The organism is Azospirillum oryzae, assembly GCF_900177515.1.
Classification (GTDB): Bacteria; Pseudomonadota; Alphaproteobacteria; order Azospirillales; family Azospirillaceae; genus Azospirillum; species Azospirillum oryzae_A.
Genome location: NZ_FXAK01000002.1, coordinates 610,078 through 623,783, shown reverse-complemented (window position 1 = coordinate 623,783; position 13,706 = coordinate 610,078). Strand labels below are relative to the sequence as shown.

Below are 13,706 nucleotides of genomic sequence, written 5' to 3'. Positions count from 1 at the left end.
AAACGCAGTCGCTAAGTGATTGAAAAGGTTGGTTGGGGGACTAGGATTCGAACCTAGGCTGGCGGAGTCAGAGTCCGCTGTCCTACCGCTAGACGATCCCCCAGACCGTCACCGGGGCGGCTCGTTTGCCGTGCCCCGTGGTGTGGGCGGGTTTATAGCGACCATGTGCCGGGCTGTGAAGAGCTTTTTTCGATTGGGATGCATTTTTTTCCAACGGCCACCGGCGGCCCGGATTCCCCCAGGGCCGCCGGTGGTGGACTGCGGTCAGCGCGGGGCGATGGCGGCGACCGGGGCGATGATGCGGCGGAGATCGTCGTCGGACTCCAATTCCTCCAGCTTGCGGGGAAGGCGGCGGCGCCAGTTGGGGTGCTGGTCCACCGTGCCGGGAAGGTTGGGCTGCTCGTCGTCGGCCAGCGCGTCCTCGATCTGCACCATCGCGATGCGGGACGGGGTGCGTGCCAGATAGGCGTGGACGGCGGCGGACAGGTCGACGTGGAAAGGCTGGTCGCCATCCTCCGTCGGATAGCTGTCCGGGCGCAGCCCCTCCCGCGACAGCGCCTGCAGCAGGCGCCAGCGGTCGACGCCGCGGTCCCAGATGTCCTTGTCGCGGCTGGCATCGTCCGGATAAAGGCCGAGGCGCTGGCGCCAGTCCAGGTCGCGGCCGGTCCAGAAGCCTTTGAAAGGCGCCAGATCATGGGTGCTGACCGTCGCCATCGACCCGGCGGGATAGTCGCCGGGCGGCTTGAAGCCGCCGTCGGGCGTGCGCTCGAAATAGAGCACGCGGTAGCTGAGGATGCCGGCCTGCTCCAGCGCCGGGCGGAAACCCTCCGGCACCGTGCCCAGATCCTCGCCGATCACGACACAGCGGTTGCGGCGGCTCTCCAACGCCACGATGCGCAGCAGGTCGTGGAAAGGATAGGCGACATAGGCGCCGGGGCTGCCGTCCTCCGGTATCCAGAACAGGTGCTGCAGCGCCATCACATGGTCGATGCGCAGAGCCGCGGCATGGCGCATGTTGGCGCGCAGAAGCTCGATGAAGGGGCGGTAGGCGGACTCGCGCAGGCCCAGCGGCGACAGGGGGGCGAGCCCCCAGTTCTGGCCGTTCATGTTGAACTGGTCGGGCGGCGCCCCGACATTGGCACCCTGCACCAGCATCGACGGGTCGGCCCAGGCGGACCCACCGCCGGGATGGGCGGCGACGGCGAGGTCGCGGTAGAAGCCCATGGCAAGCCCGGCGAACCGTCCACGCGCAGCGGCATCGCCCAACTGGCGGTCAGCCTCGAATTGGGCCCAGGCGAAGAAATCGACGCGGTCGGCATGCTCGGCGGCGAAGGCGGCAACCTCGGCGCTCTGCGGGTCCTGGAAGGCGGCCGGCCAGCTCCGCCACATCCATTGAGAGGAATCCTGCCGGAAGAAATGTTCGTGCAGGGCATCGAACAGGGCGTGGCGGTCCAGCGCCGCGCCCATGTCCCGCCGGAAGGCGGCATAGGCGGCCTTGCGCGGGTGGTCGTCGGGGAGGGAGCAGAAGCGGGCGTGCAGAGCTTCCAGCAGCGGCAGCTTCAGCGCGGCAACGGCGGGGTAATCGACCAGCTCAGCCTGCCGGGCGGCGGCCAGCGCGGACTGGAAGGCGGGGTCCTCGATGCGGGCGCGCAGGTCGTCGGCGCCGGCGAATTCGGGGACGGAAGCCGGGTCGATGTAAAGGATGTTCAGGAACTGGCGGCTGGACGGTGAATAGGGGCCGATGTGGTTGGGATCGGCCGGGAACAGGGCGTGGAGCGGGTTCAGGCCGACCAGCCCGGCGCCGAGCCGCCCGGCAACCTCGGCGAAGCCGGCGAGGTCGGCGAAATCGCCCATGCCCCAGTCATGCTCCGAGCGCAGCGAATAGACCTGCAGGCCGATGCCCCAGCTGCGGCCGGCCGGCACCATCTCCTCCACCGTCACGCAGCGATCCGGCGCCACGATCAGGGTGGCGGATCCGGACGGCCCCGACGCCCCTCCGGTGGTTTCCACATGCAGGTCCAGCCGGTGATAGCCGATGGGCAGCGACACCGGCAGCAAGGCCCCCAGCGCGCGGCGCTCGTAGGCCGTGCCGTCCAGGGTGGCGCGATCGGTGACGGGCAGGTCGCGGATGGCAGTACGGCCACCCTGGGCGGTCCCGCCTTCCGGCGTCAGGTCCCACGCCAGGACGGCATCGTCGAGGCCGGCCGGCAGGGCGACGTCCAGAGCGATCCCCTGCCCTTCCCCGACCACCAGCACCGGCGGCAGCGGGCGGCTCCAGGACCGGCGTTCGACCGTGCGCAGGCTGTCGGCGACTTGGCCATCCGTGGCGGCCGGCAACCCCATGGCGGCGATCAGCGCCCGCTTGGTGGCGGCCGAGGTCTCCCGCCGGTTGCCCCAGATGTCGTGATAGTGGGGTTCTAGTCCAAGCAGATCGGCCAGCCGGTCGAGATCACTCATGCAGGGTCCCCGCGGGTTGTACGGAAAGAGGGTGGGGCTTAGGGATTGGGGTCGCGGCCCGCGGCGTCAATGCCGCCCGGCGGCCTATGCCATCGGCACTCCCCCATTAGCCGGCCGGCAGGGCAGTGCTCGCCGGCCCGGCCGCTGCCGGCGGCGGGGCGGCGGATGCAATGGATTCGGTCCCGCCCTCGCCCGCCGCATCGGCGGATGACGCCGCCAGCGCCGAAGCGGCAGCGGCGGCCTTGGCCTGGGCGATCTGCTCCAGCCGGCTGCGATATCCGGCGACGGCGGTGGAAACCTCTTGGGCCATCGCCTCCAGCGGGCGGTCGGGATCGACGGCCTGCATCAGGGCGCGGGACAGGGCCTGCAGCTGATCACGGTCGTCGGCGGAGACGGGTCCGGCTTCGGCGGCGGCGCGCACCTTGTCGGCCAGGGACTTGATGGCGCGGGCGACCGCCTCGACCGGGGCATGGTCGCCGTCGTCGCCCAGCCGGCGCAGCAGATCGTCGAGGAAGCCGCCGATGCGGCCGACATGGTCGATGGACATGCGGTCGGGAACCGGCCGCGCCAGCCCGACCAGGGCGAATTCGACCAGGAAGGCGACCTGGATGCTGGCGCGCAGCCGCTTCTGGGTGGTGACGGTGGCAATCGCCTCGTTCAGCCGCATGCGGGCGCCGGACTGGGTCCATTGGCCGGTCGCCTTCAGCCGCAGCGTGTTGGGGGCATCCAGCACCGGCACCTGCGCCCCCTCGCGCGGGGATTTGCGACGGTCGGGACCGGTGTAGTCGGCGGTGACGACGAAGCCCTTGCGCGCCTCGATCAGGCTGACGATGCGCTCGCGCACCTGCTTGGGCGACACCGGCTTCATCAGCAGGTCGTCGCCGCCGGCATTGGTGACGCGGGTCAGCAGCGCCGGGGTCGGCGCCCAGGTGGTGACGATGACGCAGGCGAAGGGGTTGGGCACCGCCGGTTCGTTGCGCAGGGACCGGATGAAGCGGAAGGCCTCCGAATCCTCGCCGTCGGCATCGACCAGCACAAGATCGGGCATGGCGGCAGCCAGCAGGCCGGCGGCGGCCTTCACCGAATCGAACAGCTCCACCCGGCGGAAGCCCAGCCGGATCAGCACGTCGCGGAACACGCGCGCGGTGTTGAGCTGGCTGTCGATGATCGCGGCGTCGACCTGCGAGAAATCGTAATCCGGCATCGTCCTACCCGAAGCTCCGCTGCGGCTGTGACGGGAACGCGCGGCGCAGCGTAACACGCTTTGTCTCCGCCCGTCGCGGTAGCATCTCCGGCCTGGGCATGGACAGTGGGCAAAGGATCGCAGGGCAATGCGCCCTCGGTTTCATGTCCGCCCCTCACATGCCCGGCTGCTCCACCAGGGTGAAGACCAGGACCGTCCGACCGTCGACCAGGGCCGAGCGTCCGGCCAGATGGATGCGCTCGTCCCCCGCCCCGTCGGCGACGCGGGTGTCGAGCACGCAGCGCCAACCCCGGCCGCCCGGCACGTCGGGCAGGGTCACGGTCAGCACGTCGGCATGGGCGTTCAGCACGATCAGCAGGACGCCGTCGGACAGCGGCTGCCCGTCCGGGCCGACATGGGTGCCGGCGCGACCGTTCAGCAGCAGGACGATGCAGCGCGCCTGGGTGTTGCGCCAATGTTCCGCCGTCTTTTCCACCCCTTGCGCATTGTACCAGACGATGTCCTTCAGCCCATTGGCCGCCACCTCCCGCCCATGCAGGAAGAGCGGGCGGCGCAGAACCGGATGGATGCGGCGCAGCGCGATCAGCCGGCGGACGAAGGACACCAGCGTCCCGTCCCGCTTGGACCAGTCCAGCCAGGTGAGGTCGTTGTCCTGGCAGTAGGCGTTGTTGTTGCCGTCCTGGCTGTGGCCCAGCTCGTCGCCGGCCAGCATCATCGGCGTGCCCTGCGACAGCATCAACGTCGCCAGCATGTTGCGCTTCTGCCGCGCCCGCAGTTCGGTCACCGCCGGATCGTCGCTCGGCCCCTCCACCCCATGGTTCCAGGAACAGTTGGAGGAATGGCCGTCGCGGTTCTCCTCGCCGTTCGCCCAGTTGTGCTTGTCGTTGTAGGAAACGAGGTCGTGCAGGGTGAAGCCGTCATGGGCGGTGATGAAATTCACGCTGGCCCAGGGGCGGCGCCCGCGCTTCTCGAACAGGTCGGCGGAGCCGGCGATGCGGCCGGCCAGTTCCGGCAGCATGCCGTCGTCGCCGCGCCAGTAGCGGCGCACGGTGTCGCGGTAGCGGTCGTTCCACTCCGCCCAGCCCGGCGGGAAATTGCCGACCTGATAGCCGCCGGGACCGACGTCCCACGGCTCGGCGATCAGCTTGACGTCGGCCAGCACCGGGTCCTGCCGCACGGCGTCGAGGAAGCCGGAGCCGGGATCGTAGCCGTAGGGCTCCCGCGCCAGCACGGTGGCGAGGTCGAAGCGGAAGCCGTCGACATGCATCTCCGTCACCCAGTAGCGGAGGCTGTCCATCACCATCTGGACCACGCGCGGATGGCTGAAATCCAGCGTGTTCCCGGTGCCGGTGTCGTTGATGTAGTAGCGCGGGCTGTCCGGCATCAGCCGGTAATAGCTGAGATTGTCGATGCCCTTGAAGGACAGGGTCGGCCCCAGATGGTTGCCTTCGGCGGTGTGGTTGTAGACGACGTCGAGGATGACCTCGATCCCCGCCTCGTGCAGGCGGGCGACCATCGTCTTGAACTCCGACAACACGCCGGTGTTCATGTAGCGCGGTTCCGGCGCGAAGAAGCCGATGGTGTTGTAGCCCCAGTAGTTGGTCAGGCCGCGGGTGACGAGATGCTGCTCGTCGGCGATGGCCTGGACCGGCAGGAACTCAACCGAGGTGATGCCGAGCGCGCGCAGATACTCGATGACGGTCTGGGTCGACATGCCGGCGAAGGTGCCGCGCAGATGGGCCGGCACCTCCGGGTGGCGCATGGTGAAGCCGCGGAGATGGGTCTCGTAGAGGACCGTGTCGGTCCAGGGAACCCGGCGGTGGCGGTCATGGCCCCAGGTGAAGGCGCCGTCCACCACCCGGCATTTCGGCATGCCGCGGGCGTTGTCGCGCCGGTCGAAGGATAAGTCCTCCTTCGTCGAACCGACCCGGTAGCCGTAATGGGCATCCGACCATTTGAAGCCGCCGAACAGCGCCCGGGCATAGGGGTCGATCAGCAGCTTGTTCGGGTTGAAGCGGTGCCCCTCCTCCGGCTCGTAGGGCCCATGGACGCGGTAGCCGTAGAGCAGGCCGGGACGCGCATCGGGCAGGTAGCCGTGCCAGACCTCGTCGGTGTGTTCCGGCAGCGTGATCCGCTCGACCTCGCGCTGGCCGGTCTTGTCGAACAGGCAAAGCTCCACCCGTTCGGCATTGGCGGAGAAGAGCGCGAAGTTGACGCCGAACCCGTCCCAGGTGGCGCCGAGCGGATTGGGCTTGCCGGGCCAGACCGGGGTGCGGGCGGGGGTGGAGGGCATCAGCGGGCGGCCTGTGTGGTGGAGTACTTTAACGTGATCGTCAGGGCCGCTGATGCGGAGGGTCGGCGGTTGGAAGGCCGGCGGATGGAACGTTTGGAACAGGATGAAACAGTTTTCGGGGCCTGTTCCATTGTTCCACGGTCCTGGCGGCACGGCGCCTTGCGGTTTGCCGGCCGGGTGCGTAGTGCGTCATCAAAGGAGGGAACGGGGTTCCTGTCGACCATCAGCCTGTGCACGCCTCACCGGTTCCCCGAAAAGACACAAGGGGTCCAATAAGAAAGCCTCCCCCCGGCGGCGTCAAGGGAGGTTGGCGAAGAGGTTTCGCAGGATGCGGGAAAAGGGCGATGGATCGTCAGGAGGTCATGGTCTCAATATGGGTTGAAAGTCCCGCAACTCTGCAATACCGTATCAATAACGTAGATATCGTATAGAGATGGTCATGCCCCCAAAGCCCCTGTTAGTTCCCGCCGTCCGCCGCTCTGCGATTTCCATCGAAGGGGAGTTGGGGGGAAGCGACCGTAAGCGGTTGGACCTTCTCATCGGCCTGATGCGGACGGACGGAACGCTTTCGCTCGCCGACGTGCTTCAGGCGCTTTATCCGGATCAGGAGCGTGCGGCGGCTTTGACGGCGTTTCGTCAGTTCCGCGCCCGCGTCCAGGCGGCGGCGGAGGGAGCCGGGGTGGCGTTGACGCTTCAAACCGACGGCGCCACGCGCACCCCGCCGGAGCAGCGTGTCTGCTGGTTCAGCGGCGACGACGGCGCGGTGGCAGCGGTCACTCAACTGGACAGGCAGGAGGTCCGCGACCATCGGCACGAGCCGCAGGATGGCATAGAGGTGCGCGACGGCAAGCCGGTCATTCGATATTTTGTGTCCTATGCCCATGATGACGAAGCCCTGGCGTTCGAGCTGCTGAAGCGGCTGGAGCAGCGCCTCGCGCTGGCCCCCGCTCACGTGTTCGAGCGGTGGGACGACCGGAAATTGGAACCGGGGCAGCGGTGGCGGGAGGAGATTAGCAAGGCGGTCGAGCGCTGCCCGGTCGGGTTGCTGCTCACCAGCCCAGCTTTTCTTGGTAGCCGTTTCATTACGGTAGAGGAATTGCCGCGCTTCGTCCCTCGTACCCCGAACGAAACTGCCACCGGCAAACGCGCGATCCCCATCGCCCTGAAGCGGCTGGCCTTCGACGGCAGCATGGACTTGAAGGGACTGGAAGAGGTCCAGGTATTCCATGACAACAAGCGCCGTGATTTCCAACGCTGCACAGGGATCCAGCGCGACGACTTCGCCGATGGCCTCTATGCCCAGATGCTGAAGGCCGTCGCCGGCTTGCCCCCGACCGACCCCACCACGCCGCGCGGTCCCGATCTGGACGGTTCGCTGCGCAGGGCGGTGGCGGAGCGGTTGCCGGATCACCGCGTGGCAAGTGACGGCTATTGTGGAACGCTCGACAAGCTGGACAAGACGCCATCCACGACCGCTGCCGGAGAAAAGGGGGAGCGGCGGGACGCGCTGACCTTTTTGATGGAATGGGCGGAAAATCCCAACGAACGGCCCTATTTCGCTCTGCTGGGCGACCTGGGCATGGGCAAGACCACCACCTGCATGGCCTTCACCGAGGCGTTGCTGCGGGCGCGGGAGGCGGCGGGCGCTGACAAGCCGCCGCTGCCCATCTACCTCGATCTGCGGCATCTGGGGGAGGTTGCCGGCAGCGACCTGTCGCTGGACTCCATCCTCGACCGCGTGCTGAAGGGCATGTGGCGCGGCGGCCAAACCGACCCTGGCCTGACGGCGGCGGAGGTGATCCGGCTGGTGCGGGAGACCGGCGCACTAGTCCTGTTCGACGGGCTGGACGAGGTGCTGGTCCATCTGTCCCCCGCTGCCGGCCAGCGCTTCACCCGCGAGCTGTTCCGCATCCTGCCGCCCGACCGGGCGAAGCAGCCCGGGGCGGGGCGTTTGCTGCTGTCCTGCCGCACGCATTATTTCCGCACCCTGCGCGACCAGCAGAACTATCTGACGGCGGAGGGCCGCGACGGTGTCGGCCCCGACCTCTACCGCACCTTCATTCTGCTGCCCTTCACCGAGGATCAGATCCGCGCCTATCTGGTCAAGGCACTGCCCGGCCGGGATCCCCAAGAGGTGCTGGACCTGATCCATTCCGTGCACAATCTGACGGAAATGGCGGAACGCCCCTACACGCTCAGCCTGTTGGCTCAGCACATCGCCGTCATCGAGGGCTGGCGGGCCGAGGGGCAGAGCGTCACCGGCGTCGACCTCTACCGCCACATGGTGCTGTCCTGGCTGGAACGCGACACCGGCAAGCACCAGCTCACCCCCGACCACAAACAGCTTCTGATGGAGCATTTCGCCGCCGCCCTGTGGCGGTCGGGCCGCAAAAGCTGGGGGGTGGGTGCCATCGAACAGGCGCTGATCGACCTTCTGCGCGCCCGTCCCGACATCGCCGCCCATTACGACGGCAAGGATCGCGAATTGCTGAAGGAGGATCTACGCACCGCCACCTTCCTGGCCCGCGAGGGAGACGCCGATTTCCGCTTCGCCCACAGCTCGCTTCAGGAGTATTTCCTAGCGAGCCACCTATACCGTGCCCTGATCGACCGCCGCCCGACCGATTGGGACCTGCCTCGCCCCAGCCGCGAAACGCTGGACTTTCTGGGCCAGATGATGATGAGCGGGGAGGACGCAGAGGCGGCGCTCGCCACCTTGCGCGCCATTCGCGATGGGGCGGGGACTGGAGCAGGCGGGGCGCGGGTTGCCGAACTGGCCTTCGACTATACGCTGGTGGCCCAGGCCGGCGGCTATCCGGCACCCTCCCTGGCCGGCTTTCGTTTGAACGGGGCCGACCTGCGTGGGTGGAAGATTCAAGGCAAACCGGAGGATGTGCCACTGAATCTGACGCGGATCAGCTTCCGTGGGGCGCGGCTGGAGGGAACGGTGTTCCAGCGCGTCGCGCTGGACGGCGCCGATTTCTCCACCGCCTTGTTGGACCGTGCCGAATTCCTGGATGGGCGCGCCGTGGCAGCCCGCTTCACCGGCGCCAGCCTGATCGGCACACTGTTCCATCGCATGACGCTCGACAACGCGGATTTCACCGAGACGCGCCTGCACCGGACCAGATGGCTGCGCTGCCGCATGGCGAACGTCCACCCCCCGACCACCGAACCTCCGGCCGCGCTGTTCGCAGCCTGCGAGCCGGCGATGGGGCGACGGCCCCGTTCGGGACCGCGGCTGGAGGTGCTGGACGGGCATGTGGGCGAGATCACTGCCTGCGCCTATTCCCCCGATGGACGACGCATCGCCTCGGCTGGTCACGATGGTACGTTGCGACTATGGGACGCCGGCAGTGGCGATGTCGGTGCCATTCTTCGTGGGCATGAAGGCAGGGTCTGGGCCTGCGCCTTTTCGCCGGACGGCGCCCGCATCGTCTCGGCCGGTGAAGATGGAACACTGCGGCTTTGGAACGCCAATAGCGGAGAGGCCGTCGCTGTCCTGCGTGGGCATGAGGGCAGGATCTGGGCTTGCGCCTTTTCTGCGGACGGCGCCCGTATCGCCTCGGCCGGTCAGGATGGCGCTTTGCGATTGTGGGACCTCACCAGCGGCAAAGCCAGCACCGTTCTTCGCGGCCATGAGGGCGTGGTTGTGGCCTGTGCCTTTTCACCGGATGGCGCCCGCATCGCCTCGGCCGGTGAGGATGGAACACTGCGGTTGTGGGACGCTCACGGTGGCGAGTCCCGTGCCGTTCTTCGGGCGCATCAGGGATGGGTCAGGGCTTGTGCCTTTTCGCCGGACGGCGCCCACATCGCCTCGGCTGGTCAGGACGGCACGTTGCGACTGTGGGATTCCGCCAGTGGCGACGTCGTCGCCGTTCTACGTGGACATGAGGGATGGGTCAGAGCCTGTGCCTTTTCGCCGGACGGCTCCCGCATCCTCTCGGTTGGCGACGATGGCACGTTGCGTTTGTGGGATGCCGCCAGCGGCGAAGCCGGAACCATCCTGCGCGGACATGGGGAATGGCTCAGAGCCTGCGCTTTTTCACCGGACGGCGCCCGCATCGTCTCGGCCGGTGCGGGCGGAACGCTGCGTCTATGGGATACTATCAACGGCGAGGTCGTCGCCGTTCTACGCGGACATGCGGAATGGGTCAGATCCTGTGCATTTTCGCCGGATGGCTCTCGCATCCTTTCTGTTGGCCACGATGGAGCGTTGCGTCTGTGGGACACCGCCCGCGGCACGACCGTCGGAATGCTGCTCGGACATGGGGGTGGGGTCTTTGCCTGCGCCTTTTCACCGGACGGCGCCCGCATCGCCTCGGCCGGGTCAGACGGAACGCTGCGTCTGTGGGATGCTGCAAATGGCGAGGTCAGCGCCGTTCTGCGTGGGCATGATAGCGGGGTTTATGCATGCGCTTTTTCACCGGACGGCTCCCGCATCGCCTCGGCTGGGTCAGACGGAACGCTGCGTCTGTGGGATGCTGCCAGCGGCAAGGTGAGCGCCGCTCTTCGCGGGCATGAGGGCGGGGTTTGGGCCTGCACCTTTTCGCCCGATGGACGTCGCATCGTCTCAGCCAGTTCAGACGGGACGCTGCGTCTGTGGGATGCTGCCAGCGGCAAGGTCAGCGCCGTTCTTCGCGGACATGAGGGTGGGGTTTATGACTGCGCCTTTTCGCCGGACGGCGCCCGCATCGCCTCGGCTGGGTCGGACGGAACGCTGCGTCTGTGGAATGCTTCCAGCGGCCAAATCAACGCCGTTCTTCAGGGGTATGAGGGCGTGGTTGTGGCCTGTGCCTTTTCACCGGACGGCACCCGCATCGCCTCGGCTGCGTCCAATGGAACGCTGCGTCTGTGGGATGCTGCCAGCGGGGAGGTCAGCGCCATTCTTCGCGGGCATGAGGGCGGGATTTATGCCTGCGCCTTTTCGCCCGACAGCGCCCACATCGTCTCGGTTGGGCAGGATGGAACGTCGCGCCTGTGGGATGTTGCGACGGGCCGAAATGTGCGATGCATCCACATGTTCAAAGGCGGCGGATGGGCAAGCTTCGATATCGAAAACAATCGCCTGATCGAAGCCGGCGGCGACGCATGGCGCTATCTCGCCTGGATCGACCAAACTCCCGACGGCCCCATCCCGTACCCCGCCGAGGTGTTCGGCCCCCTGCCGGCCCCTCAACATCTGCAAAACCTCACCCCTGCATAACCAGTCTATGCCAGCACCTCGTCCCGCACGCGGTTCCGGCGCGGTTCCGCTTGCGGGTCGAGGGCAGTCCGTAGCCGGCCCTGGGAGAGGGCTGTTTTTTCTACTCCGCCTTCCGCTCCAGGATCAGGGTCGACAGCGGCGGGATAGTCAGGTCCAGCGAGTGGGTGCGGCCGTGCCAGGGGATTTCCTCGGCATAGACGCCGCCGCCGGGATTGCCGATGCCGCTGCCGCCGTATTTGCCGGCGTCGGTGTTGATCCGCTCCACATAGCGGCCGGGCAGCGGGACGCCGACGCGGTAGCCCTGGCGCGGGACCGGGGTGAAGTTGCAGACGGCGATGACGATGTGCTCGGGATCGTCGGCCTTGCGCAGGAAGGTGTAGACCGAGTTCTCGTTGTCGTTCGACTCGATCCACTCGAAGCCGGACGGGTCGCAGTCGGTCTTGTGCAGCGGCTCCAGCTCGCGGTAGAGGCCGTTCAGGTCGCGGACGAGGTCGCGCATGCCCCGGTGCATCGGCTGGTCGAGCAGGTGCCAGTCCAGGCTGCGCGCCTCGCTCCACTCGTTCCACTGGGCGAACTCGCCGCCCATGAACAGCAGCTTCTTGCCGGGGTGGGCGAACATGAAGCCGTAATAGGCGCGCAGGTTGGCGAACTTCTGCCAGTCGTCGCCCGGCATCTTGTTGATCAGCGAGCCCTTGCCATGCACCACCTCGTCATGGCTGAGCGGCAGCACGAAGTTCTCGGAGAACTGATAGATCAGCCCGAAGGTCATCTGGTGGTGATGGTAGCGCCGGTGGATCGGGTCGTTCTGCATGTAGTGCAGCGTGTCGTGCATCCACCCCATGTTCCATTTGTAGCCGAAGCCGAGACCACCGAGATAGGTCGGCTTCGACACCATGGGCCAGGAGGTCGATTCCTCCGCAATCGTCATGGCGCCCGGCTGCTGGCCATAGACCAGCTCGTTCATGCGCTTCAGGAAGGCGATGGATTCCAGGTTCTCGCGCCCGCCGAACTTGTTGGGGATCCACTCCCCTTCCTTGCGGCTGTAGTCGAGATAGAGCATGGAGGCGACGGCATCGACGCGCAGGCCGTCCAGCTTGTACTGGTCGAGCCAGAACAGCGCGTTGCCGAGCAGGAAGTTCTGCACCTCCGTCCGGCCGAAATTGTAGATCAGGGTGTTCCAGTCCTGGTGGAAGCCCTGGCGCGGGTCGGCATGCTCGTAGAGATGCGTGCCGTCGAATTCGCCCAGCCCATGCGGGTCGGTCGGGAAATGGCCCGGCACCCAGTCCAGCAGCACGCCGAGGCCGGCGCGGTGGCAGGCGTTGACGAAGTCCTTGAAATCCTCCGGCGAGCCGTGGCGGGCGGTCGGCGCATAGAGGCCGATGGGCTGGTAGCCCCAGGAGCCGTCGAACGGATGCTCGGTGATCGGCAGAAGCTCGATATGGGTGAAGCCCATGTCCTTGGCATAGGGGATCAGCCGCTCCGCCAGTTCCTGGTAGGTCAGGAAGCGGTTGTCCTCCTCCGGCACCCGCGCCCAGGATCCCAGATGCACCTCGTAGATCGAGATCGGCGCGGTGCGGTCGGAGGTGGCGACCTTGCGGCTCTGCCACTCCTGGTCACGCCATTCGTAGGGCGGCAGGCCGTGGACGACCGAGGCGGTGGCCGGGCGCATCTCCGCCTGGAAGGCGTAGGGGTCGGCCTTGGCCGGCATCAGGTTGCCGTTGGGGCCGCGGATCTCGAACTTGTAGCGCTGGCCGGGACGGGCACCGGGGACGAAGATCTCCCACACCCCGACCTCGACGCGCCGGCGCATCGGCAGGCGACGGCCGTCCCAGTTGTTGAAGTCGCCGACGACGCTGACGCTGCGGGCGCTGGGTGCCCAGACGGCGAAGGAGACGCCGGCGACGCCGTCGACCTCGCGCGGGTGGGCGCCGAGCTTCTCGTAGGTGCGCAGGTGGGTGCCTTCGGCCAGAAGATGGACGTCCAGTTCGCCCAGCATGTTGCCGAAGCGATAGGCGTCCTCGAACTCCTGGGTCGCCAGCGGGTATTGCGCGCGCAGACGGTAGCGGAAGCGCTCCGTCCGGTCGGGCATCACCGCGAGGTAGAAGCCGTCCGGATGGATGCGCTCGGCCTCGCCCGCCGGCTCGCCGGTGGCGCTGTCGATCACCCACAGCCGCTCGGCGCCGGGCACGAAGGCGCGGACCTCGACCGGGCGGCCGGCGGCCTCCTGCTGCATGCCGAGCACGGCGAAGGGATCGCCATGGTCGGCCCGCGCGATGGCGTCCGCCGCCGCGCGCAGGGCCTCCATCCGGTGATCGGGCCGGTGATCGGTGGGACGCTGATCGCCGTTACGGCTTTCGGGGACGCCGGTCTGCGCCTGGTCCTTGCGGGTGTCCGTCGTCATGTCGCTCGCCATTGGCCAAGTGCCCTTCTTCGTGGAGGCGCCGTCGTCTTCATGGACCATAACCGTTCCATCCCCGTCATCCCCGCGAAGGCGGGGATCCAGGCTTACGCGCTAAACCCCGCTTTGGGGAGCCCTGGATTCCCGC

Annotated in this window: 5 protein-coding genes and 1 tRNA gene; 1 reads left to right on the top strand and 5 read right to left on the bottom strand. The window is 67.5% G+C overall.

All coding sequences use genetic code 11. The features are described from left to right. Positions 1 to 29: 29 nt before the first annotated feature. From B9N97_RS05830 to glgX, 4 genes are all read right to left on the bottom strand, one after another. A tRNA-Gln gene (locus B9N97_RS05830) sits at positions 30 to 103 on the bottom strand. 161 nt (positions 104 to 264) lie between these two features. Next, positions 265 to 2,457, bottom strand: a complete 2,193-nt coding sequence (gene malQ / locus B9N97_RS05825; protein WP_085084256.1) for a 4-alpha-glucanotransferase — start codon at positions 2,455 to 2,457, stop codon at positions 265 to 267. Between the two features lie 106 nt (positions 2,458 to 2,563). After that, the gene (locus B9N97_RS05820) at positions 2,564 to 3,661 is read right to left on the bottom strand and encodes a response regulator (protein ID WP_085084254.1); all 1,098 of its coding nucleotides are present in this window, start codon (positions 3,659 to 3,661) and stop codon (positions 2,564 to 2,566) included. 154 nt (positions 3,662 to 3,815) lie between these two features. After that, the gene (gene glgX, locus B9N97_RS05815; RefSeq protein ID WP_085084252.1) at positions 3,816 to 5,954 is read right to left on the bottom strand and encodes a glycogen debranching protein GlgX; all 2,139 of its coding nucleotides are present in this window, start codon (positions 5,952 to 5,954) and stop codon (positions 3,816 to 3,818) included. 439 nt (positions 5,955 to 6,393) lie between these two features. On the opposite strand from glgX, the gene B9N97_RS05810 reads away from it, so the two are divergent. After that, on the top strand, positions 6,394 to 11,160 hold the full coding sequence (locus tag B9N97_RS05810) for a TIR domain-containing protein (RefSeq protein ID WP_208621147.1): 4,767 nt from the start codon (positions 6,394 to 6,396) through the stop codon (positions 11,158 to 11,160). Between the two features lie 100 nt (positions 11,161 to 11,260). Here B9N97_RS05810 and glgB read toward each other — a convergent pair whose 3' ends face one another. Beyond that, entirely contained in the window at positions 11,261 to 13,465 is a 2,205-nt protein-coding gene (gene glgB / locus B9N97_RS05805) for a 1,4-alpha-glucan branching protein GlgB (protein ID WP_244560590.1), read from the bottom strand. Between the last annotated feature and the right edge of the window lie 241 nt (positions 13,466 to 13,706).